General features: G+C 48.2%; 21 protein-coding genes. 16 read left to right on the forward strand and 5 right to left on the reverse strand.

What is annotated here, in order from left to right; genetic code table 11:
* The first annotated feature begins 75 nt into the window (after positions 1-75).
* From GQY55_RS18220 to GQY55_RS18235, 5 genes are all read left to right on the forward strand, one after another.
* Entirely contained in the window at positions 76-678 is a 603-nt protein-coding gene (locus GQY55_RS18220; protein WP_160043289.1) for a TetR/AcrR family transcriptional regulator, read from the forward strand.
* Between the two features lie 432 nt (positions 679-1110).
* A complete protein-coding gene (locus GQY55_RS18225) occupies positions 1111-1731 on the forward strand; it encodes a TetR/AcrR family transcriptional regulator (protein ID WP_160043290.1) in 621 nt (206 codons plus the stop codon).
* Positions 1732-1751: 20 nt separating this feature from the next.
* The gene (locus GQY55_RS31490) at positions 1752-1883 is read left to right on the forward strand and encodes a nitroreductase family protein (protein ID WP_236575694.1); all 132 of its coding nucleotides are present in this window, start codon (positions 1752-1754) and stop codon (positions 1881-1883) included.
* A gap of 9 nt (positions 1884-1892) precedes the next feature.
* The gene (locus GQY55_RS18230) at positions 1893-2207 is read left to right on the forward strand and encodes a hypothetical protein (protein WP_160043291.1); all 315 of its coding nucleotides are present in this window, start codon (positions 1893-1895) and stop codon (positions 2205-2207) included.
* A gap of 195 nt (positions 2208-2402) precedes the next feature.
* Entirely contained in the window at positions 2403-3875 is a 1473-nt protein-coding gene (locus tag GQY55_RS18235) for an ABC transporter substrate-binding protein (RefSeq protein ID WP_160043292.1), read from the forward strand.
* A 287-nt stretch (positions 3876-4162) separates the two neighbouring features.
* Here GQY55_RS18235 and GQY55_RS18240 read toward each other — a convergent pair whose 3' ends face one another.
* Complete coding sequence (locus tag GQY55_RS18240; protein ID WP_160043293.1) at positions 4163-5020, reverse strand: SDR family oxidoreductase; 858 nt, start codon at positions 5018-5020, stop codon at positions 4163-4165.
* A gap of 232 nt (positions 5021-5252) precedes the next feature.
* Here GQY55_RS18240 and GQY55_RS18245 point away from each other — a divergent pair, with 232 nt between their 5' ends.
* The 3 genes from GQY55_RS18245 (at position 5253) to GQY55_RS18255 (ending at position 8368) form a co-directional block, all read left to right on the forward strand.
* Positions 5253-5846 (forward strand): TetR/AcrR family transcriptional regulator, encoded by a 594-nt coding sequence (locus GQY55_RS18245; RefSeq protein WP_160043294.1) that lies wholly within the window; start codon positions 5253-5255, stop codon positions 5844-5846.
* Between the two features lie 522 nt (positions 5847-6368).
* Positions 6369-7601, forward strand: coding sequence for an FAD-dependent oxidoreductase (locus GQY55_RS18250; protein ID WP_160043295.1), 1233 nt, complete (start codon positions 6369-6371; stop codon positions 7599-7601).
* A 122-nt stretch (positions 7602-7723) separates the two neighbouring features.
* Complete coding sequence (locus tag GQY55_RS18255) at positions 7724-8368, forward strand: TetR/AcrR family transcriptional regulator (RefSeq protein ID WP_160043296.1); 645 nt, start codon at positions 7724-7726, stop codon at positions 8366-8368.
* A gap of 161 nt (positions 8369-8529) precedes the next feature.
* Here GQY55_RS18255 and GQY55_RS18260 read toward each other — a convergent pair whose 3' ends face one another.
* Complete coding sequence (locus tag GQY55_RS18260; protein WP_160043297.1) at positions 8530-9549, reverse strand: alpha/beta fold hydrolase; 1020 nt, start codon at positions 9547-9549, stop codon at positions 8530-8532.
* 143 nt (positions 9550-9692) lie between these two features.
* On the opposite strand from GQY55_RS18260, the gene GQY55_RS18265 reads away from it, so the two are divergent.
* Complete coding sequence (locus GQY55_RS18265; protein ID WP_160043329.1) at positions 9693-10619, forward strand: LysR family transcriptional regulator; 927 nt, start codon at positions 9693-9695, stop codon at positions 10617-10619.
* A 22-nt stretch (positions 10620-10641) separates the two neighbouring features.
* On the opposite strand, the gene GQY55_RS18270 is transcribed toward GQY55_RS18265, so the two are convergent.
* Positions 10642-11160 carry a GNAT family N-acetyltransferase gene (locus GQY55_RS18270; RefSeq protein WP_160043298.1) on the reverse strand — a complete coding sequence of 173 codons (519 nt, stop codon included), beginning with the start codon at positions 11158-11160 and terminating at the stop codon, positions 10642-10644.
* A gap of 25 nt (positions 11161-11185) precedes the next feature.
* On the reverse strand, positions 11186-11638 hold the full coding sequence (locus GQY55_RS18275) for a MarR family winged helix-turn-helix transcriptional regulator (RefSeq protein WP_160043299.1): 453 nt from the start codon (positions 11636-11638) through the stop codon (positions 11186-11188).
* A 260-nt stretch (positions 11639-11898) separates the two neighbouring features.
* Between GQY55_RS18275 and GQY55_RS18280 the strand changes: the two genes are divergently transcribed.
* From GQY55_RS18280 to GQY55_RS18305, 6 genes are all read left to right on the forward strand, one after another.
* Positions 11899-12417: a DinB family protein gene (locus GQY55_RS18280; RefSeq protein ID WP_160043300.1), complete on the forward strand. Its 519-nt coding sequence runs from the start codon at positions 11899-11901 to the stop codon at positions 12415-12417.
* Positions 12418-12629: 212 nt separating this feature from the next.
* A complete protein-coding gene (locus GQY55_RS18285; protein ID WP_160043301.1) occupies positions 12630-14138 on the forward strand; it encodes a spore germination protein in 1509 nt (502 codons plus the stop codon).
* A 29-nt stretch (positions 14139-14167) separates the two neighbouring features.
* Positions 14168-15382 carry a Ger(x)C family spore germination protein gene (locus GQY55_RS18290; RefSeq protein ID WP_160043302.1) on the forward strand — a complete coding sequence of 405 codons (1215 nt, stop codon included), beginning with the start codon at positions 14168-14170 and terminating at the stop codon, positions 15380-15382.
* 14 nt (positions 15383-15396) lie between these two features.
* Entirely contained in the window at positions 15397-15594 is a 198-nt protein-coding gene (locus GQY55_RS18295; protein WP_160043303.1) for a hypothetical protein, read from the forward strand.
* 15 nt (positions 15595-15609) lie between these two features.
* Entirely contained in the window at positions 15610-16704 is a 1095-nt protein-coding gene (locus GQY55_RS18300) for a GerAB/ArcD/ProY family transporter (protein ID WP_160043304.1), read from the forward strand.
* 170 nt (positions 16705-16874) lie between these two features.
* Positions 16875-17867, forward strand: a complete 993-nt coding sequence (locus GQY55_RS18305; protein ID WP_160043305.1) for a phage baseplate protein — start codon at positions 16875-16877, stop codon at positions 17865-17867.
* Positions 17868-17992: 125 nt separating this feature from the next.
* Here GQY55_RS18305 and shc read toward each other — a convergent pair whose 3' ends face one another.
* On the reverse strand, positions 17993-19882 hold the full coding sequence (shc, locus tag GQY55_RS18310; protein WP_160043306.1) for a squalene--hopene cyclase: 1890 nt from the start codon (positions 19880-19882) through the stop codon (positions 17993-17995).
* A gap of 457 nt (positions 19883-20339) precedes the next feature.
* Here shc and GQY55_RS18315 point away from each other — a divergent pair, with 457 nt between their 5' ends.
* A complete protein-coding gene (locus tag GQY55_RS18315) occupies positions 20340-22343 on the forward strand; it encodes a GxGYxYP domain-containing protein (RefSeq protein WP_236575696.1) in 2004 nt (667 codons plus the stop codon).
* The last annotated feature ends 150 nt before the right edge of the window (positions 22344-22493 follow it).

The following is a 22493-nucleotide window of genomic DNA, read 5'->3' on the forward strand; positions in this document are numbered from 1 at the left end:
CCGGGCATATGTCCACTTGTCAAATCGTAAAAAAACCGGCAATTTGATAAAATAGTATCAAGAGGTGGAATGCAAATGAAAAAAGAACGGAAAGATTTTATAAAATCCAGAAAAACCATTTTGCAGATTGCAGAATCACTTTTTACAGAACATGGCGTAGATAAAATCACAATGCGGAAGATCGCAACGACGGCAGGCATTGGACAAGGCACACTATATAGGCATTACGCTCATAAAGGGGAGATATGTCAGGACTTGATGAAGGAGAGTAGTTCAGAATTCATCGAGTTGGTTACCAATTTTCTGGAAAACAACCCCGGCGTATCGCTACAAGAACGATTAATTGAAATGGTGCAATATTGTGTCAATTATATTGACGAGCACTCCAATTGGTTAGTCTATTTGCAAGCTCCTTCTTGCGAAGAGCGACAACAATTGATGTATCATTCGCAAATCTATACGTTTCTATATCAGGAATTTTGTAAATTGATCGACGAAGCGGAGTCGGAACGTAACAACAACGACAGAGATACCGGGTTTAGGGTGGATGCAATGTTGGCGTCAATATCACCGGAGCTTTATGTTTTTTTAAAAGAACATCGTGGTTATACTAAAGATGCAATTATACAAAAGGTAGTCCGTTTGTATATCGATCCATTATTCAAAGAATCTGTTTAACAGGTGCTCATGAAGTTTGATTAGAGACTTTCAATTATCCATTCACTTCGGGGAACGGGTCGGGCTCAATAGTTTCTGTCACAGATAAAAATACTGGACTTATCGGTCAAAATCGCGAATTAAGTGCCTCAGGGAAACTAAGGGTACCCACTCTCGCTCTTGGCGCCGATCAGGGATCTATCGCAGACATGGTAACTCCCCTTAGGGCATTTGTGCAAGATCTACAAGGGGGCAATATAAGCTTCTGCGGCCACTTTATCCCTGAAGAGCAGCCAGAAGTGGTAGCGAAAGAACTGACGGCTTTTTTCAGTCTTGACTGAGGATTGGAAGCGGACGCCCTTGGGTCCTGATCAGGATTTTCTGTTGACTGGTTGTCAGTCAATGGTTATATTCTTAATTAAGAACAGGAGTGAACGAAAAGGAGATTTTACAATGCCACGAATTTCGAAAGACCCGCAAGAACGCAAAGACGAAATCCTGGATGCCGCCATGGAACTATTCAACAACAAAGGTTACGAGCAGACTTCGGTCAGCGATATTGTGAAAAAAATCGGAGTTGCGCAGGGGACGTTCTACTACTATTTCCAGTCCAAAGAGGAAGTCGTTCATGCCGCCTGTGAACGCACGATGGCCTTCCGGATGGATCAAGTGAAACAACTGGTGGACAGTAAAGAACTGCACGCCTCCGAGAAACTGCTTCGTCTCTTTACAGAAGATTACCCGAACGAACGGAACGATGCTGTATTTGAATATGTACATCAAGAAAACAACAGCACCCTGCATCAGAAATGGATTGTTGCCGAAATTGAGGCCCTGCTTCCCTATGTCAGACAGATCGTCCAGCAAGGGATGGAAGAGGGAACGTTTCGTGTCAGCCAGCCGGATGTGGTGGCAGAGTTTTTATTGGTGGGTGCTTCGTTTTGGCTCGATGAGGGGATTTTTGCCGGTAAAAAAGAAGAATACGCCGAGAAAAAACAAGCGCTTGCTGTCATTATCGACCGGCTGCTTGGCGGCAGTCACGGCACTTCGACCGATACGATACTAAACGAATGAAAGTAGGAAAAGATATGAACATGACCAAAAGAAATCCGGGATTTTACGAGGTGCTCCACGGCCGTCGCGCGATTAAAAAGTACGACCCGGAGGTTAAAATCAGCCATGAGGAACTAAGCCAAATATTGGCGGAGGCGACACTTGCGCCGTGATCGTTCAACTTGCAGCCCAGGCGCTTCGTTATCATTGAAAGTCGGGAAGCCAAGGAAAAGCTGCTTGAGCTTGCTCCGTTTAACGCTACACAGGTAACGACCTCCTCTGCGGTCATCGCCATGTTCGGAGATCTGCAGTTTGTTGATCGTGCGGATGACATCGACAGTCAATCCGTGGAACTTGGCTTCATGCCTCGGGAAATGAAAGATAAGATGCTCTCCACGATAGTCCCTCTATTTGATCGATTCACGGTTCAGGACAAACGGGAATCCGTTATGGTTGACGGCGGGCGGAAGATTGCATCAGGGATTTCATTTTTATGAATCATAGTAACCCTATTTGCGGCCGACTGAACGATATTTTGTTCAGTCGGCCGTCTTTTTTTAAAAAGTAAATTTATATGTTTTTGGGGTCCCCGCAAAGTATTCGGAAGAAGCATAGGCTTCACTCTGTGGGGTTGTTTTGGAGACAATTTGTTTACAAGTAGGTGAAGCTTTGGAGACATCCTTACTTTATATTTGGAAAATATCAGCCATGACCGTTTAGGCTTAAGGACATTTTCAAAAGGAGAGGAGTGTTTCATCGTGCGGAGAGCATTAACGTTATTCATTTGCTGCCTGTTCATCTTCGCTGCAGGATGCAGCGGCGCGGGAAACAAGGGCATGGTAAAATCCGGTGCTGAAGGAGAGCATGTGACAGGAGCAAATCCGTCAGATCAAGCGAATGAGCAAGGTAAAATGAATAACCCGAATGAATTGGCAGCATCGGATGGAAAGCCCAAGACTATCACGTTCTCGATGTATCATTACAACGCGTATTACGAGCAGGCGAAACGGGAGTATGAGGCGAAGCATCCGGATATTACGATCAATCTGAAATATGCAGCGAAAGAGGACGACGATCTGAGCGGACAAGCGCTCGAGAAATTCAGGCAAACGACCAGCACCGAGCTATTAACCGGCAAAGGTCCCGATCTGATTGAGATGGACTGGCTGCCCGCGGACAAGTACGTCGGCCGGAAGCTGCTGGTGAACCTGAGTTCCATGATGGAGCAGGATTCATCGTTTAAGAAAGAGCAGTATTTCCAGAATATTCTGGATCATGCCAATCCGGGCGGCAGTATTTATACCGTACCTCTTCATTTCTCCTTGCAAGCGCTGATCGGGGATAAGGAAGCAATAGAGCGATCGAATGTATCATTTAATGATACAACGTGGAATTGGAACCAGTTCACGGATGTATTGAAGCAGCTCGTTCAGAAAGGAGATTATGAGTACGGCTATGTATACAAGGCACAAATCAGCTTTATCTATGATATTGTCCGTGGCAATTACTCCCGGCTTGTAGATGCTGAGCATAGGAAGGCTAACTTTGAAAATGGTCTATTTGTCCAATTGCTGGAGCAGACCAAAACGATGGAGGAGCAAAAGATCGCTTCATTCGATTACCGAAACTTTAAGAAAAGTTATTTCATTCCTGTGGATATCAACTCCCCAGGGAGCTACGTTTCGAACTTGAAGCGCTCCAACTACGGCAAGCCCGCCTATTACCTGGAATCGAAAGGGGAAGGACAACAGCCGGGGGGATTCTTTAGCACATACGACAACTTAGCGGTGAACGCGAACTCTCCCGTAACAGCGGAAGCCTGGGATTTTCTCAAGTTTTTAATGTCAGGGGATGAGGAACCGTCGACGGCGCAGTTCTTCCCGATAAGCAAAGCCGCATATGAAAAGCAAGTGAAGCGTGTGTTGAAGGACGGGGTAACCGTGGAAAGCGAAGGAAAGCAGAATGAAACGATACAGGTGACGGAAACCGATCTTCAAGATCTGGATGCAATCATTGCAAAGGCAGTTAATATGAAATCCGATATGCCGGGAGAAATCCAGAAAATCGTGTTCGACGAGGCTCCCGCCTTCTTCAGCGGGCAGAAATCGTCTGAAGCGGTGGCGAAGCTCATCCAGAACAAGGTAACGACCTACCTCAATGAATAGAAGACGGTTAAGGGGATGGATTCATCCATTCTTTCAAGGTTTTTCGGGAGGCGTACATGCTTCGATCCCCCAGGCTCTATAGCTAAAAACCCGCTGGACACAAGGATTTCCGAGTGTTTGGCGGGTTTTTCCTACGTGTAAATTGTTCGTTTTTGTTTTCGAGGTCACACGATTGGTCACAACGATAAATCATTGTTCCTAGGTGTCCGCCTTTTGTCAAGAATGGACCAGGGCATCCATAGTGGACACCCCTCTTCCGATGTTCCCAAACAGTCAGTGTTAACGAGTTATTGAGAAATCGAGTCTTTTAAGAAATCCGCAAAATTTACCGGGGATCTGCCAATCAGGTTTTCCAAAGCGGGATTGGTTTGCGAGAAATCTCCTTGTCGGCTTGCCTGAAACATCCCTGCAAGCATACCGACCATCGCTTCCGGCAGCCCTCGGGACAGCAAGTGGTTCCGATATTCATCATCCGACACGACCATTCGCCGAATCGGTCGGTCCAAGATTTTGGAAGCAATCGATGCGATTCCATCCATGTCAATCGCTTCGGAAGCCGTAAGGTTAGGCGTTATACCGTCATATCCCTGCTCTGTCAGGATGACCGCTGTGGCTTCAGCCAGGTCGGAATGGGTGGTCCAGGCAACAGGACCGTCTTCCGGAGCAATCAATTCCCCTGTTTTCAAGGCATCCCCCATCCACATTTTCGCTGATGCGGCATAAAAGCCGTTTCGCAGCGACGTGAAAGTCATTCCTGAAGATTTTAGCAGCTCTTCCGTAGCAGCATGAACGTCCATGGGGGGAAAATGCGACGTTGCAGGCGAAAACATTTGGCTCGTGTACAGCAGTCGACGAACACCGGCTTTTTTTGCCGTTTCGATTGCGGTTTGATGGTGACGAACAGCAACTTCTCCCAAGGAGTGGGACGAGATCATGAGAACTTGAGACGCTTCCTCAAAGGCGCGAAGAAGACTTTCGGAATCATCGAAACTTCCTTGGCGAACACGAACGCCGCGTTCTTGTAGATCCTGTGCCTTGTTCACATCACGGACACTTACGCCAATTTCCCCGGCAGGAACACGTTTGAGAAGTTCTTCTACGACCTTCCGACCTAATTTTCCATTCGCTCCTGTAACAACGATCATTTCTACTCATCCTTTCGTTTTGCAAACCAGAACAAGAGTTTCTTGCCATACGATTTGGTTTGTGCAATCATAAGCGTTAAGTGCATGTTCAGTGACTTTTTTGAACAACTTCTTAGATAAAAGATAATAGGATTGCGTAATGCCAACAACCTGCAAAAAGCTGTTTTTGTTGTGTTTCCAACATTTCTAGCCTTTTGTCTGTTATCGAGTTCAAGAGAAAGAAGGGGGTAAAATGTCGGTAAATCCCGAGGATCCGCGTGTTAAAAGAACCCGTCAATTGTTTGTGCAAGCTTTTAACGATTTGGTTGGGAAAAAGAGAAACATCTATTCCATTTCCGTGCACGATATCACGAATCAAGCAACCGTCAATCGAACAACATTTTATGCGCATTTTCAGGATAAACATGACTTTCTTGAATATTGGATGACGGAAAAGTTTCAAAAGGCTATAAGGGATAGACTGCCGGAAGAAACAACATGCAATGCCGACCATTTGCGAATCCTTATTCAAACGATATTCGATTTTCTTTTGCAGTTTCATCAATGCAGTACGCCGGGAGACAAGCCGTTTGAGGCGATGTTTGAAAATGCCATGCATCAGGATCTTCATCGATTCCTGCTTAAACGGGTTAATGAATTGGACATACAGAGCTTTTCGCGAAAAAAGTTGGAAGCGATGGCACTCGTGATCAGTTGGAGCATATTCGGATCGGCTTTGCAGTGGAGCCAGAACCCTCAAGATCGCTCCGTGGAAACGATGTTTGAAGAAGTCGTTGAGGTTATATCGGTTCAATTGGCCCCTATTTGGGAGCAAACAGCCAGCTAAGAAAATGCCTTTTTTCTCAATGCTTTGCTTTGATGCCCGGCGCTGTAATCCCCCGGGAGCTGCCCGTATCATTTCACTGTCGAGCAGATCGCCAAGTTAAACGAGACAAGAATAGGCGCGGTCAGTGTCAAGAGAGGCTCTAAAAGACTCGATTTCTCATCGGCACGGTTCATGGCGTCAAAGCATGTGAATAGGTCACCCAATTCGGAAGCTCCGGACTGTCGGCAAAGTGTCGGCAGTTTTTTTGTATCTTCTTTATCGATGCCGGTAAGCTCCACGTTCAGTTGATCCAGGCAAGGACATTGGGCTTGATCGGCACGGGGTTCAGCAGAAGGGACAGGATGGATCCCGACAGAGTCAACCGGCGACGGTGAAGCAAGAATTTGTCTTTTTCATAGACCTCGGCTTACATGGTGAGAATGTTTCGGTTGTGCCCTCCAAAATCATTGACAAACAGAGGTGGTTATTTGTAATATAACGGTGTAAGATAAATTTAACTAAGTTAAAGAAGGGTGAAATGATATGAAATCACTATCTGTAGTTATTATCGGTGGCGGTATCGGCGGACTTGCATTGGCACAAAGTTTGAAAAAAAATCACATTGATTTCCATGTTTGTGAACGTGAGCATGCAGATCATTTTGTTCAAACAGGCTATCGAATCAAAATAAATGAAAATGGATCCAATGCGCTGCGGTTTTGCCTTCCTGAAAAACTTTACGATCTCTATATGGAAACATCCGTTATAGGACCGGCACACCCTGTCTTCTTGGATCCGGTTTCTTTGGAACCCACGGGCGAACAGCACCACATGTACAATAAAGCGGAAGCCTCGCCATCCGTAAACCGGTTTACCTTTCGTGAAGTGTTGCTTGGCGAACTAGGCGACAGGATCAGCTTCGGATACCGATTTACCCATTATGAAAGGTTGGAAAACGGACGCTTAAGAGCGTGGTTCGATAATGGGGAGCATATGGATGCGGATGTCCTGGTTGGGGCTGACGGGGGAGGCTCCAAAGTCCGGCAACAGTACAAGCCTGGGGTGAAAATTTTCGATACGGGTGGCAGGGCTCTTTATACCAAGGCATTTCTGGATGAGGAGCGGAGAAAGGAACTGAATATGCTCATTGGGGATGGCAGCATGAGAGGCCTTCTAAACCCGGAAGGAGATGCTCCGGTTTCCCTTCTTCTTGAAGAGATGGCTTTCAAGCCGAATATTGAGCAATTACCGGCATCCATGTCCCTAAATGTGAAGATTTCTCCTCAACAGGATTACCTGTACGCTGTGTTTGCGTGCTCGCCCGAGTGGTTTGGGATCCCTGACGAGCAGCTTTTCCAGTTGAACGGGTTCGAATTGTTATCCTTTACTCAAGAGAAAACCAAACACTGGCACCCACAAGTAAAACGGATGTTGGAATTGGCGGATCCCGAGAAAACGGCTGTTTATCACCTTCGTAACGTTCTGCCGTATAAGCCTTGGAAAGAAACGACCCAGCTCGTTTTGCTGGGAGACGCCCTGCATCCCATGACACCGGCAGGGATCGGCGGGAATGCGGCACTCTTTGATGCCTATGAGCTCTCGAAGGAATTAATCAACGTGAAAAACGGGGAAAAGGAACTTTTGGCCGCTTTACGCGATTATGAAGTGAGTGCCATTGAACGGGGGATGAGGGATGTACGGCTTTCCTCGAAAGCAGGAGAAAGGATGTTCAACCAGAAGCCGTTGCCCTCTGAAGATGTAGAATTGGAGGAATAACTAGGATTTTTTTTTAATTCCGTGTGGATCAGTGTTTTAGGCATGTTCCTTGCAAAGCTCCCTGTTATATAGAGTATAATAAGTCATATAAGAATTTTTGGAATGGAGTTGGAGTGTTTTTTATGCCTAAACGCAGGCCACATATCAGCGAAGAGAAAATCATTGCAGCCTCATGGAAGCTTCTCTCCGACCAAGGAATCGAAAATTTTACGATGAGAAACCTCTCCAAGGAATTGAATGTTCAAGCGCCCACGATTTATTGGTACTTCGAGAGTAAGCAAGTCCTTTATCAAACGTTGGCCAACCTGGTTTCAAAAGAAATCATAAGCGATCTTCCCAAACAAGGAGACTGGCGAGAAAGGCTTCAACTAAGCGCAACGGTTATTCGAAGCAAGCTTCAGCAATTCCCTTGTTCCGGTCAGCTTCTGATGAAGTCAAGGCCAGAGGCTGACTTTATGGAATTGTTCGAATGTCTATTGCAGATGATCGAACCTACCTCGTTGACGGATAAACAAAAATTTTCATATACGACCCATTTTTTTAACTACGTCATCAATTTTGCCGTTGAAGAATATGAACAACGTATGTTGCAGATATCGTTAGAGGAGGATCATAACGAAAATACCCATGTGGATCTTTCGCAATTTGCATTGCTTCAACGGATGCACGAAGAAGATATGTTTAAATTGATGGGTTCTGATGAACTTTTTAATTCCGGAATCCTCTTATTACTTGATGGAATAGAGCAGAGGGTTAAAAAGGTTTGAAGAGGACGGCCAATGGGCCCTCCAAAATCTAATCTCTAAAAAGCCTTTAAACACAAGGATTTCCAAGTGTTTAAAGGCTTGTTTCTACGTCTGAATAAATTATGATTGAAGGTCGACCAGTAAGTTCTGGTGACCTCATGACGGGAACATATTCTCACATTTTATCCGTTCCTACGAGTTGCCAACAAGCGTTTTAAGTTATCATCAATGAACTGATTATCGCTACTATTGATTCCGCGGCCTGCAAAATGGCCCCAGACCGACTCGATCGGTTTAAATTCAGCATTAGGTATACGCTTTGCCTCGTATTCGTTATCGTCCGCCGGGCAGAAGAGATCCGTGCTTCCCGGCATGACGCAGGCAAGTGCTTTAATGCTCCCCAGCGCCTTATCGAAATCTCCGTTGTAGGCGGGATTTGCGCTAATATCTGCATGTTGGCCCGTCCATAACATGGCTAGGACATTGTGCGGATCCATCTGCATAAAGCTATTTTCCCAGACGCCGACCATAAAATCCGCCAAGGAGTCAAATCCCATCTCACGATAAAGTTCCTTTCTGTAAAACGCTGACGATACGCCCCATCCTGCATAGACACGGCCAACGGCGCGCATGTCTGCGGAAGTCAACTGGTTCAATTTGCTTGAATCGAAGCCGACTGCAGCCATGAGCGGAGCTTTCATCCCTTCCAGAACCACGTACGTTTGGGGCCAGGTCTTGGCCACGCCGGCGAAAGGCGCAATCCGTTCTACCATGTCGGGATAACTTGCCCCCCATTGGAATGCTTGAATGCCTCCCATGGACCAACCAACGACGAGAGCGATCTTTTGAATGCCGAATTTTTCGGTCACCAGCCGATGCTGGAATTGAACGTTGTCATAGATCGTTACCTGCGGAAAATTCGCCCGGTCGAATGGCGAAGGCGTGTTGCTGGGAGACGAAGATAACCCGTTGCCCAGCAGATTTGGAACGATGATGAAATATTGTTCTGGATCCAGCGCCATGCCGCTTCCAATCAACCATTCATTCTGAACATGCTGGTCGCCAAAAGCCGTTGGATAGACGATGACATTATCTTTTTTTTCATTCAATCTTCCATAAGTCTTATAAGCCAGAAAAGCGCCCGGTAATGTCACTCCCGATTGCAAGGTTACGTCGCCCAAATCAAAAATCTCATAATCCATCGTGTTGTCTCTCCCTTCAAAATGAACCATACATTAAGAATGTGTTTCTTGTTGTTAGTATAGATCTGTGATACTCTCAATAAAAGTGAATGGTTTTCATACTAGCATTCAATAATATTGAAAACAAAAAGGGGGACCGTATGATGGAATTGCGCCAACTGATTACGTTCCGCACGGTTGCAGCAACTTTAAATTTCAGTCGGGCTGCGGAAGCGTTGAACTACGTCCCCTCCAACGTCACGATGCAAATCAAAGCATTGGAGGATGAGCTGGATGTTCGTCTCTTTGACCGCTTGGGGAAGCAGCTTGTTCTCACGCATGCGGGTAAACGCTTTTTAACCCAGATCCAAAGCGTTCTGGAAAAATTGGACGAAGCTCGCACCGTCGTTCACGACAATGAAGTGCTAAGCGGCACCCTAACGATCAGTGCCAACGAGGTGATTTGCGCCTATCGGCTTCCGGCTGTCTTTCAACGATTTCGTTCGCAGCATCCGGGAGTCCGTCTGATCTTCCGCTCCGTTCCCAATCTGGAGCTCAAACAAGCACTATTTGAGGGAACTGCCGATGTCGTCTTTATGTTGGACGAACCGATTCGCTCAAGTGGGCTTAAGGTAGAGCCGTTGGTGGAGGAAAATTTCCGCCTTTTCGCCGCTCCGGACCATCCGCTCGCCAAACGAAAGGTGCTGCAGCTGGATGATTTTCACGGGGAAGTGTTCCTGACGAATGAAAAGGGTTGTCCCTATCGAACGATGTTTGACCGGTCATTTGAGAAAGAGGGCATTGATAGTATTACGTATTTAGAGTTTCAAAGTGCGGAAGCCATTAAACAATGCGCCATTTCGGGAATCGGCATTGCCTTTCTTCCTGAAATCGTAGTGGAAGCCGAAGTTGAACGGGGCGAACTTGTTGCTCTTCCATGGCAAATTCCGGACCTTCACGTGTATACGCAGATGTCATGGCATAAAGACAAGTGGCTTTCACCCATCATGTTATCTTTCATAGAAGCGGCGAGGGAGGTTCTCGCTATAGATTCATCTTCCCAACTCCGTAATAGAAAAACCCTTGCATAACAAGGGTTTTTCTGTTGCGTTACTATGCCAGCGTTTTGGTCAAAATAAAGTCGATTTGCTCTTCATCTCCCATATAAAAGGAGTGAGCCCCCGTTCGAACAAAACCCATTTTTTCATAAAATGTTATTGCGTTCTCATTCTTTTCCCAAACTCCCAGCCAGACCGTCTTTTTGTTTTGATTCCTGGCTATTTCCACCGCTTTGTTTATGAGATCTTTCCCAAGCCCTTTTTTTTGAAATTTATGTCTGATATAAATCCTTTCAATTTCGAGCGACTCAGCACCCATTTTTTCGGTTTGGGCATCATCCCAATTGACCTTTAAATATCCGGCTAATTCTTCGTCGAAACAGATGAAAAAGAATTCCGAAGAGGGATGGGCCCATTCCTTTTCCAGCTGTTTAGGGTGAAACGCCCTTTCCAAATAAGCTTTCATATTTTCGGGCGAGTTCTGATCTTTAAATGTATCGTTGAATGTTTCAATGCTTATTTCTTGCAGTGTTTGCAAATCCTCATGTCGGCATTTTTTTATCTTTACAGTCATTAAAATACGGCTCCTTTATATAAAATCAATAGTTTCTCTTGTTCCCCTTTTTGACGTATTCCCAGTCGATTTCGATGTTTTTTCTCATTCTTTGAAGAAAATGAAAAACGGTCTCCGCTTCTTGTTCGGAAAATCCGGCCAGAGCGACACGATTCGAATGATCGTTTTCCCTTTTGATAAAAGGAAAAACATGTTTCCCTTTTTCGGTTGGAAAAAGCTTTTTTATTTTTTTGTTATGTTCATCGTCTTTTTTTTCAATAAAGCCGTTCATTTCAAGTTTTTGGATCGCCCGAGCCGCGGTCGTTCGGTCTACTTTAATCATTTCGGCCAACTTTTCTTGAATGATGCCCGGGTTTTCACATATTCGGACAAGGTACAAATATTGCCCTTTGGTAAGGTCATATTCTTTAAATTCTATATTGCTGATCGAATCCAATGCCCTGGCGATCATTCCGATTTCACGCAGAATCTCCTTCATACATGGGCCTCCATCCATTCCTTTTGTTTACCGGAACCTTTTATAAATATTATAGCATTTTTGTTGCAAATGCAATAAAATGAAGCCGGTGAAGGAGGCAGTGAAGAAGCGGGACCGGGAAACGGCATGCGGAATCGCAAAGCGATACGAATAAGATCCCGATTGAACTTCGCTGACAACGGTTGTCAGCGAATCGGGTATACGATAGGCATAAGGCTGCAGCCAAACGACGACGAATAAAGGAAAGGTGGTTTAATTCCATGCCGGATCAACCGTATCAATTGTACGAATATCATGTTTGGGCGAATGACCAGCTGTTCGCCCACCTGGAGCAGCTACCAGAGGATGCGTTTCATGCGGAGGTGACGAGCGTGTTCCCGTCCGTGTCGCAAACGTTAGGCCATATGTACGTGTTCGAAAAGCTTTATATGTACGTACTCGCGGAAGCGCCAAACGAGGATATTTTTCCGAAGATTCCGGGCTGGAGAGAGGAAACGGAGGGCAAAAGCGTGGCCGAGATGAGGCGGCTGTTCGCCGGCGTCGCCGAACAGTTCCGCGATTTGCTGCGGCGTACGCCCGACCCGGATAAGGCGATGACGATCGAGCATCCGCGGCATGGCCGTCTCGACACGGTTTTTTCCGATATTCTGCGGCACGTGGTCAACCACGGGACGTATCACCGGGGCAATGTGACTGCGATGCTGAGGCAGCAGGGGTATCCCGGGGTCCCGACGGATTATCTTTTTTATTTGCTGGAACGGCAGGAAGTTCAGCAGTAAACGAACGGATGGAGAAAAGGCAGTTGCTGTTTCATGGTTTTTAGAAAAAGGCTTTTCTATCAAAATCCCTTGTCTATCAAGGGATTTTTGTTTTGTTCAGTCGATTTTGCCCTCAAAAATACAATGTTTCTGACTGGGACTGGAAAACGGTATAAATGTTTCTTCCGCAGGAAATGCTACGGTATAATCTTTTGACGGGTTGGTGATAGCAGATGAAAAAAACACCGCAGCAATCGGAAAACAAACAACAGGATCTGCCGCTATCGTTGGACAACCTTAAGGGCATTTTTCAGGATTGCGACGACATTGTTTTCCGGCCTCTTGAAATGGACGACGTTAGAGGCACGTTTATTTTTTTCAAAGATATGATCGCAGATCAGGCTCTTTCCGAAATACAAAAGGTTATTTTTAATTTCTTACTGGAAGGATCCGCTAAGCCCGAATCTTCAACTCAATTGCTCAAGGCGTTGAACAGCAGATTTGTAACGGGCAAAATCGCACAATCCAACGAGACCTCAAGTATCATCAACGATATTTTGGAAGGAAACGCCGTTCTTCTTCTGGAAGGAATGGATTCGGCGTTTGTGTTCCAAACGGCGGATACCAGCGGAAGATCGATTGAGGAACCACCTACGGATCAAGTCGTGCGCGGTCCCCGTGAAGGATTTGTGGAACAATTGGATACAAACATCAAATTGATCCGGCGTAAAATCAGCAGCCCCTCGTTAAAAGTGCAATATTTGACCTTGGGCAAACAAACGAAAACCCGACTGGCGCTTGTTTATGTTCGGGAAATTGCCAATGATGGGATCGTCGAAGAAGTTCGCCGGCGTATCATGCGCATTGAGATCGATTCCGTCCTGGGAAGCAATTACATCGAAGAAATGATCGGGGATGCGCCGTATTCTCCATTCCCAACCATATATAATGCCGAACGTCCGGATCGTATTTGCGGCGATCTGCTCGAAGGCAAAGTTGCCATTTTAGTCGATGGCACCCCTTTCGCCCTAACGGCTCCCGCGCTTTTTGTTGAGTTTTTTCAATCCAACGAAGATTATTACGACAGTTTCTATTCAGCGTCCATCATCCGTTTGGTTCGTATTTTTGGCGCGCTGATCGCGCTGCTGCTTCCGGCTTTTTATGTGGCTGTATCGACGATCCATCAAGATTTGATTCCGACCCCTTTTCTTATCCACATCGCCGGGTTTCGGGCAGACCTGCCTTTTCCGATTGTCGTGGAGGCGATATTTATGCAAATCACTTTTGAGGTGGTAAGGGAAGCCGGTTTGCGGATGCCCAAAGCCATTGGCAGTGCGGTCACCATCGTCGGTACGTTGGTGATCGGCGAGGCAGCCGTACAAGCAGGAATCATAGGATCTTTGATGGTCATTATCGTCGCGCTCACCGCATTGACGACGTTCGTCTTGCCCAACTATAAATTTATGCAGGTTTTCCGGTTCGGCAATATTCCGATGCTGATTTTAGCAAGCTTGTTTGGCTTAATGGGCATCATTGTCGGCCTGATGTTCATCCTGGCCCATTTATGCAGCATCCGTTCCTTCGGTGTTCCCTACCTGTCTCCGATAGCTCCGGTATCAAAGGGCTGGAAAGATGTTTTCATTAGAGCCCCGTGGTGGTCCTTGGAAAACCGGAATCCGGTTTTGTCCGAGAAAAATGTGCGGCGTGGTCATTTGAAGCCACCTTTGCCTCCCAAAAAATGAGGAAACATGGCGGATAATGGAGGGGAAAGATGAGACGATTCTTCCGATCGCAATGGCTAGGAAAGCTTGTTCTTGCTTTGACTATCATGAGTTCCATCAGCGGCTGTTGGAGCAGCTATGAAATCAACAATTTGGCGATCGTCACCCTGCTTGGGATTGACCTTGACGAGAACGGCCAGTTTAAAATGAGTGCATTAATCGTCGATCCGACGATGATGAACTCGGGAGGTCAAGGGGGCGGAAAGATGGAATCCCCGTTTTTGATCGCTTCCGCAACGGGAACGAATCTATTCGATTCCATACGCAAAATCTCCAGTACAATACCTAAAAAAGTATATTGGGCTCATTTGCAGGCGATTATTTTCGGATCTGAAGCCGCAAAGGATAAAATGATTCCGGCGCTTGATATCCTTGCAAGGCAGCATGAATTCCGAAAAAATATCGATGTTCTTGTTTCGAAAGGCAAGGCGTCGGACATTATCGGCATGAGACCCAATTTGAAATCGGATATGGGGGCTGAAATACGCGGGATCATTCGGCTTAGTCCCAAAACGTCCTTGACGATGGTGAGCGATATCAGTCGCCTCACTCAAGACATATCCAGCGATAGGACCGATCATATTACGGGGGAAATTAGTCCGTCCATGGAAAAGGGCGTTGAAATCATCAAAAGCAACAAAACAACGTCCGCAGTGAGCATTCGGGGAACCGCCGTATTTAAACAGGATCATTTTGCCGGTTGGATGGACCAGAAGGAAACCCGCGGCGTGCTGTTTTTGCGCGACAAGGTCAAAGGCGGGATTGCCAAAGTACCTTGCAGACGTGACCCCTCCGGCATGGTAAGCTTACAATTTTCAAACGTAACAACGCAAAAGACTCCGATGATCGTCAATGGACAGCCGGAAATGAAGGTATCCATCGATGTAAAGGCAGATATAGACGAAATCACATGTCCTGACTTTCACCTGAATACCCAGGAAGTTCAATATTTAAACTTGAAACTGAAGGAACAAGTAATCGAATACGTCGAAAAAGCGCTTCAGAAGGGACAAAGGCAATGGGGCACCGATATATTTGAATTCGGGGACGTTATATATAAAAGATTTCCGAAGGAATGGGCGAAATTAAAGTCTAGCTGGAGAATCGACGGTTTAAAGAAAATGAAAGTCCGGCTGGATGTTTCAGCCCATGTTACACGTTCCGGTTTGATTTCAGATCCGCTTCAGGCGGAAGAATCGAGGTAACCATGAGAATCGTTATGGGTATCATTGTTGTTTTGTTTGCCGCCGGGTCGGTTGCATTTCAAACGTATTCCTTGATCCGGGGCAAACAAATCAAAGCCGCAATCGTTCAGGCCGCCATCATGGCTGCAGCCGTTACGGGGGCATTCATGGTCATTTACAACGTTTCCGTTCCATCGCTGGCCAAGCTCATGACCAGCATAATTCCTTGGTAAGGGAGAGTTCATCACATGATTGAGTCCGGTAAAATCAGCAATGTTCAAGCTGCGATGTTAACCATTACAAACCTTACGATTATGGGACATTTGATTATCCTTTCTCTGGTTTTTAACCAGAGCAGGCAGGACGGCTGGATTGCAGGGATTGTAGGATCATGTTTGGGACTCGTCGGAATTGTGGGACTGACGAAACTGAGTCAGCGGTTTCCGGGGTTGACATTGGTCGAGATTTTATTTTATCGCTTCTCTTGGCCGGGAAAGGTATTGGCGGTGATATATCTTGCTTATTTTTTGGTGATGGGAATATTGGCCACGCGGTTATTTGCCGAAACCTATAAAGTCATCATGCTGGAAACGCCGCTTACCTCGTTTGTGATCATCATCGTTCTTTTGTGCGCGTATATCGTGTTTTTAGGATTGGAAACGATGGCAAGGATGAATCAAATCATGCTTCCCATCCTCGTCATCACTGCCATGAGCCTCGTTTTTTTAACGATAGGAAAAAAGGATTATACCAATTTGCTTCCTATTATGGCAAAAGGATTCGGCCCCGTGGGATTAGGTTCGTTAACGGTAATGGGGTGGTTGGGCGAGTTCGCCGTGATGGGGATGATCCTGCCGTATGTCAAACATCCGAAAAAGCTGCTTTCATTTAATGTAGCGGCGGCTTTTATCAACCTCATTTTTTTTCTCGGGCCGGTCACCGGCCCCATTGCGTTGTTCGGCCCCGAAGAAGCGGCCAGAATGTCGTTTCCGACCTTTTCCGAGATACGTTATGTCCAATTGGGCAACATCCTGAGCCGATTTGACGCGATTGCCGTTTTATTTTGGACCGTCGGCCTGATGTTTCGCATTTCGGTGTTTTATTATGGACTATGTCTCGGAACGGCGCAAATTTTAAAGTTTAAAACATACCGTCCGCTGATCATACCTATCGGATGGCTGATCGTGGTCGGCTCGCTTTTGTTCGCCAGCAACTATGAAGAAATAAAAAACTTTTTGTTCCGGAGTTATGTTCCGGTCAATCTGCTTATGGGAGCGGCCATCCCGATTATTTTGCTCTTTTGGTCCTTGGCGTTTTTCAAAAAAACGGGCAGCAGGCGTTAAACGGCAGGCGGAATATGACAACAAAAGAGAGCGGAAACGAATATAATGGCCCAGGCGGGGATTCCTGATTTTGGGCCTTTTGTATGTTTTTTTTCATGTGAGGATTGGGTTATTGAATATATAGGGGCAGAGAGGAAGCATAGATGATCATTTGAAATGGAGGTATCTGAATGATACATGTTCAAGCGCTGAACCCTATGAAAAGCAAATTTAAAATGCTCGTATCCGCAGTTCTCGCCGTTCTTGTTTTTGGATTGTCCGTCATGCCCGCATTTGCGGCCACGCCCGGGAAAACCGTCAATGCTTCGGCAAAGCTGGCCTACAACCTGAAAGGACTTCATCACAACTTGGCCGTTCAGAAAGCTTATATTGCTTCAAAATACGTTTACGTCACCCAGCGGTCCGGGGGAAACGTCTATCTGTCCCGACTGCTCATCAATGGAAGTGACGCCACGTACGTCGACGAGATGACCGTCACCAACGCCGGGCATGGCCAAACCCTCGATATGTACACTTACAACGATACGAACTATTTTTATTTCAGCTCCAAAGCGGATCCTTCGACCGATTACCACTGGTCGCTTCAGGTCGCAAGGCTTCAATATTCGGCAGGCAAAACCGTTGATTATACCGATCTGCACCGCTTTACCTACATGAATTACGCCAATAAGACCGGTGCGAGATTGGGCGAGACATACCGCGTCGACGGCGGGGGCAACAGCACTTATACGGTTTTCCGCGTCCAAACGAAAGAAGGCACGGTAACCTGGTCCATTTATGACACGGCGGCATTAAATAAGCTTTTGGACAGCAATGAACAAGTGCGCATGGATAGCGAAGCGGCGGTACGCGCCTGTGTCGCCAGCTTTACGCAGTCGGGAAGCGGCATCGTCAGACCGAACGGATCTTTCCAAGGCGCCGATCTGCTCGGAAAAACGGAAATCTATACGTCAGGCGGCGCGGAAGGCGATACTCCGCAAATTGCTTTGATGTCAAACACGGGCGCGTATAAAACCCTTGTGAATATTACAAACGTGGGAAAACATGAAATCGAAGGCGTGCAGACGAAGGACAGCAACGTCTATTTTACGATCGTGACCAACCCGACCGACAAAAAAAATACGCAGAAAGTGTATTATGTTGCGGATAGCGTTTTTCATTGACCTGGGAGGTTTTCCGGGGTAACATTCCCGGCATCGCCACCGGTTTATATGCGTGACCCGTACCGCGGGGACGAAGTCCGGGGCAGTTTTCGGCCGTGAAATAGCCCCGGCTTCCTTCAGGGTAATCAGCCCCCGTAGCTCTTTTTGTAATGGCTAAGCGCCAGAAGCGGCCAAATATAGCGGTAGCTGTGGTAATGGGAATAAAAGCTGCCGGGAAGGCCGGCGCCCGTCGGATAAGCGGATTTCCAATCGTCTTCATGCAACGATGCGATCAGTCGAAGGATTCCTCGATCCATATCGGGGGAGCGCTCCGGATGTACGGCGATCAGCGCGTCAAGCGCCCACGCCGTTTGGGAAGGGGTGCTTGCCCCGAGCGGGACGTAACGCATCAACCGGTCGCTTTGGCAGGATTCGCCCCAGCCCCCGTCCGGGTTTTGTATGCTCCAAAGCCATCGGCTTCCTTTTTGCACCGTTTCATGGCCTGCCGGCAGCCCGGCAGCCCGCAAGCCTGTCAAAGCGGCCCATGTCCCGTAGATATAACAAACGCCCCATCTTCCGTACCAGGACCCCTCCTTTTCTTGATGGCGAACGAGCCATTCCGTTCCCCGTTTTACCCAATTATGTTTGACGTCAAGCCCGGCAAAACGGCCGAGATATTCCAACGTTCGTCCTGTGAGATCGGCCTCCGACGGATCGATGGCCGCCGATTTGGCGCCGTCGATCGCAAGCCAGGCCAGCAGCTCGTTGTCGGTGTTTTTTTCGAAGGCAGGCCAGCCCCCGTCCCGGTTTTGCATGGATATAACCCAATTCAAGCCGCGGTTCCACGAATCCCGGTATGCCGGGTCGCCATGGGACAAGGCGTGGATGGCCCGCAAGGCCGCCGTGGTATCGTCCACGTCCGGATTGATCGTGTTGGACTCCGAAAATCCCCAGCCGCCGGGCACCGCGTTCGGATTATGAATGCTCCAATCCGCCGTTCGATGCTGTTGCTCGGACTTTAGGTACGAAGCCGCATGCCGCACCGAAGCGTCGTCGGCCGAAAGCCCGGCCTCCTGCAAAGCGTAGGAGCTGAGAGCCGTATCCCAAACGGTGGAGGGAGAGTTTTGGATCGTGGTTTTGCCGCCCAAACGGCACTGCATGGCGGTCAGTCCTTCCACGGCGCGCACGATGACCGGGTGCTTCGGTTCGTATTTCAAGGCAAGCAGGGCAAAGATCATAAGAATCGTGCTGCTGGCGTAGCTGTACAGCGTGCCGTCGGGTTCGATCCGCTCGAGCATGTAACGTTCGGCCTTGGCCGTTGCGGCTTCATGAATAAAACGCGGGGTGCCGATCAGCCTCGATAATCCGGATTGAATGTCCTTTTGCATGTCCCGGTATTGCTGAGGCAGAGGTTCCTCCGCGTCTTCGCGCGAAACCTTGAGATCGGAAAGATCGGGCGCATCGGCCGGCCTGATCGAAAAACGGCGATCCGCCATGATCAGCATCGGGGTGAGATGAACTCTGGAGTAACCGGAGAAGTCGAAATAATTGATCGGAAAATAGCTGGGGAACAACAATATTTCCAGCGGGATCGCGGAAACCGATAAAGGCCATTTGCGCTGGCCGGTTGCGGCGAGCATCGCTTTCGTCAAAATGCCGTTTACTTGGCCGAGCCCGCCTTTGGAACGGATGTAACGTTTGGCTCTCTGAATCGGCCCGTCCTCCGAATGGCTATAGCCGGAATAGAGCAGGGCGTAATAGGCTTCCACCGATGCGGACAAATTCCCATCCTTTTCATCGGGGTACAGCTTCCAGCAGCCGTCCTCCTGTTGTTGGTTCAGGATGCGGTCATGCAGCTCCCGGATGATCTTTTCATTGGGGACGTCCAATATTCGCAAAAGAATGATCATGTAGGCGTCGATCGCGATGCCGTTTTCGAAGCAAAAATGCCAGGAACCATCCTCCCGCTGCCTTTTCGTCAGGAAATCCGTCAGCTCCCCGATGGCCTCGTCGACCTTGATCAGCATGTCGTCCATGGCTGAGTCCCTCCGCCGTTGTCGTTTTTAGCAGTATATGACGGCATGAAAACGGAAATGAGGATACTCCCGAAATACGATCGGGTTTGCTTTATTTGACCTATGTATTGATGGCCGTTGCCGCTGCAGACCCTATAGCATTCTCTCAGGTATGGGACAGAAGATGGGCGAACAACGGTTTTTTATTACCGTCGAAATCAAGTGAAAAAGCTTGGATCATACGAATCCACGGGAGGTTTTGTCGAAAGTGTTGTAATAACATATATAATATATTAAATATGATATTAGGGGACTCATTTTATGGTTCGTTCGTTGCGGCAGACCGGGGAGGTGAACGGGAGGTAAAGCGCCGAATGATTGCCCCCGCCATTTTACGATAAGACGAGGTGGATTCATCGTGATCCGAAAGAAGCCGATTGTTATAAGTCTTGCCTTATTATGCACCCTTTCGTTGTCAGTGGGCGCGTCCGCGGAACCGGCTGCGCAGCCGCAAGGTCAGGCGCATACGATTTCATGGCCCGATCAACAGCAGCTCCCGACCTTCGCCAAGGTCAAGCGGCTGGAGGTTGCGGACATCTACGACGCGCCCGGCGATATCAAACTGCTGCTTTCCACCCTGCAAGGCATCGTGAATCGCAAGGAGCCGCGCATCTATCTGATCGAAAGCAAGGAGGAAGGCAAACTCACTTGGCTGAACGATTTGGAGGTTCCGTTTACGCAGCATGACGATTACTGGGACATTGTCAATGCATTCAAAAGCGAAGCGAAGGGGGTCATCGTCTACGATCCGCAGCTGCCGGATTCGATCAACGTGGCGACGACGCTGGCCGGGTTGAAAAACGCCGTCGTGGCAAGCCCGGAATTGGCGCAAAAGCTGGCGGCGGCACCGTATCGTTTGCCTGTCATCGATGACCTGCGGGGCCGCTTCAAGGATCGTGTGGACGCATACAGCTGGCAGTTTGACCATGTATGGGGCGAAACGACGCATCGGATGCTGATCGGATTAAGCCCCGACACCTCCATCCGCCTTCCGGAAGGCAATTTCGCGTCTTTCAAGACGATTGCCGAAGAACCGACGCAGGAACGCGACGCCAAAAACCGCAAGGAATACGATCTCGATTTGTCGGGGTTCCTGGGCAAAGAGTCGGTTTACCTGCGCTTTGAGGACGCTTTTCCGCAGGACGGCTGGGGACCGGCGGTGCATGAAGTGACGGTGAAAGCGGACGGGCAGGTCATTGCGCATTTCATCCCCGGCACGGCGGAAGAAGAACCTTATCTTTACGACCGGAACAACTCGCAGCTGTCGGCAGGCAACAACGGCCACCGTTTCGCCGACAACGGGCGTTATTTCGTGTATCAATTTAGCGCTCCGGCCGGAACGAAGCAGCTGACGGCCACCGTCGACATGTGGAATCAGTTTAAAATTTCGGCCAGCAATGTAAAGCCGGTTTCCTCCGATGCGAAAGAACCATACGGATTTTTGCGCGATTACGCCGTTGCGAACAAAGCCGCGGTGTTCTGGCTTGATTCGAACGTGCCGCAGGAAAGGGAGCTGTTCGAAAAGATGATGTCGGACGTCAAGCCGGGAACGCCTTATTTAGGCTGGTTCAGCAACGACGTCGCCGGGGAATTCAGCGGCGTTGAAATTACGTCGAGACATGGCGTATACGTGCTCGCGGCGGATTATTTCGGCAACATGACCGTCTTTTCCGGAACGAAAGCGAAACAAGCCAATCCGAAACCGGTCAAAACGCCAAAGCTGGAAAACAAAATTTATGTCACCTATACCTTTGGGGAAGGGGACAACCTTCAATACAACGAGCACCGGATGCGCGTTCTCTGGGATGACCCCAGCCGCGGGAAGGTGCCGATCAACTGGACGTCAAGCCCGCTGCTTTACGACGCCGCTCCAGCCATGTTGAACCATTACCTGGAAACGGCGACCGCAAATGACCGGCTCGTCGCCGGACCTTCCGGGGCGGGATATTTTTATCCGAACGCCTGGCCGGACAACTCGTTCGCTAGTTTCCTGAAGCAGACTTATTCCTATATGAAAAAAACCGGCATGACGATCCCGTACGTGCTGAACCGGGTGGACGGCCAAAACTTGCCGCTTAGCGAAACGAAGGCGGCCGCTTACCGCGACGAGTACCGCGTCCCCGGCCTGATGCTGATGTATGACAACCCGAACAGCGTCGAAGTGTTGGACGGAGGCCTTCCCGTATCGACGCTCCGCGAAATCAGCACCGTGGCAGACGGCAAAAAGGTGCTTGCGGACGCCAAAGCGCACTGGGACGGCAACTCCCCGCTGTTCGTATCCATCGCCCTTCTGGCATGGAACATGACGCCTACGCAAGTCTACGAGTTGAACAGTTCGCTTGGACCCGAATTCCAAGCCGTGACGGCAGACCAATATTTTGCGCTCATCCGCCAAGCGAACGGCCTGCCGGCCAAACCGTAAAATAGCCGTCTAAAGCGCGAAACAGGGGACGGCCCGATCCATGTCATTTAGTTAAGGCGCAGGGCCAAAAATCAAGAACAAGAGCAGGTTATCGATGATATGCTCCCATCATAGTAGACAGTAGAAAAAATAAAAACTTCTACTACTTCA

Source organism: Paenibacillus sp. USDA918EY, from assembly GCF_009870825.1.
Lineage (GTDB): Bacteria > Bacillota > Bacilli > Paenibacillales > Paenibacillaceae > Paenibacillus_AQ > Paenibacillus_AQ albilobatus.

Excerpts from the sequence above, each read along its gene's own strand:
- GQY55_RS18225 (WP_160043290.1), top strand. The coding sequence starts at position 1,111 with ATGCCACGAATTTCGAAAGACCCGCAAGAACGCAAAGACGAAATCCTG.
- GQY55_RS18255 (WP_160043296.1), top strand. The coding sequence starts at position 7,724 with ATGCCTAAACGCAGGCCACATATCAGCGAAGAGAAAATCATTGCAGCC.
- GQY55_RS18305 (WP_160043305.1), top strand. The coding sequence starts at position 16,875 with ATGATACATGTTCAAGCGCTGAACCCTATGAAAAGCAAATTTAAAATG.
- GQY55_RS18245 (WP_160043294.1), top strand. The coding sequence starts at position 5,253 with ATGTCGGTAAATCCCGAGGATCCGCGTGTTAAAAGAACCCGTCAATTG.
- GQY55_RS18260 (WP_160043297.1), bottom strand. The coding sequence starts at position 9,549 with ATGGATTATGAGATTTTTGATTTGGGCGACGTAACCTTGCAATCGGGA.
- GQY55_RS18220 (WP_160043289.1), top strand. The coding sequence starts at position 76 with ATGAAAAAAGAACGGAAAGATTTTATAAAATCCAGAAAAACCATTTTG.
- GQY55_RS18240 (WP_160043293.1), bottom strand. The coding sequence starts at position 5,020 with ATGATCGTTGTTACAGGAGCGAATGGAAAATTAGGTCGGAAGGTCGTA.
- GQY55_RS18300 (WP_160043304.1), top strand. The coding sequence starts at position 15,610 with ATGATTGAGTCCGGTAAAATCAGCAATGTTCAAGCTGCGATGTTAACC.
- GQY55_RS18250 (WP_160043295.1), top strand. The coding sequence starts at position 6,369 with ATGAAATCACTATCTGTAGTTATTATCGGTGGCGGTATCGGCGGACTT.
- GQY55_RS18295 (WP_160043303.1), top strand. The coding sequence starts at position 15,397 with ATGGGTATCATTGTTGTTTTGTTTGCCGCCGGGTCGGTTGCATTTCAA.
- GQY55_RS18270 (WP_160043298.1), bottom strand. The coding sequence starts at position 11,160 with ATGACTGTAAAGATAAAAAAATGCCGACATGAGGATTTGCAAACACTG.
- GQY55_RS18285 (WP_160043301.1), top strand. The coding sequence starts at position 12,630 with ATGAAAAAAACACCGCAGCAATCGGAAAACAAACAACAGGATCTGCCG.
- GQY55_RS18290 (WP_160043302.1), top strand. The coding sequence starts at position 14,168 with ATGAGACGATTCTTCCGATCGCAATGGCTAGGAAAGCTTGTTCTTGCT.
- GQY55_RS31490 (WP_236575694.1), top strand. The coding sequence starts at position 1,752 with ATGACCAAAAGAAATCCGGGATTTTACGAGGTGCTCCACGGCCGTCGC.
- GQY55_RS18275 (WP_160043299.1), bottom strand. The coding sequence starts at position 11,638 with ATGAAGGAGATTCTGCGTGAAATCGGAATGATCGCCAGGGCATTGGAT.
- GQY55_RS18280 (WP_160043300.1), top strand. The coding sequence starts at position 11,899 with ATGCCGGATCAACCGTATCAATTGTACGAATATCATGTTTGGGCGAAT.
- GQY55_RS18265 (WP_160043329.1), top strand. The coding sequence starts at position 9,693 with ATGGAATTGCGCCAACTGATTACGTTCCGCACGGTTGCAGCAACTTTA.
- shc (WP_160043306.1), bottom strand. The coding sequence starts at position 19,882 with ATGGACGACATGCTGATCAAGGTCGACGAGGCCATCGGGGAGCTGACG.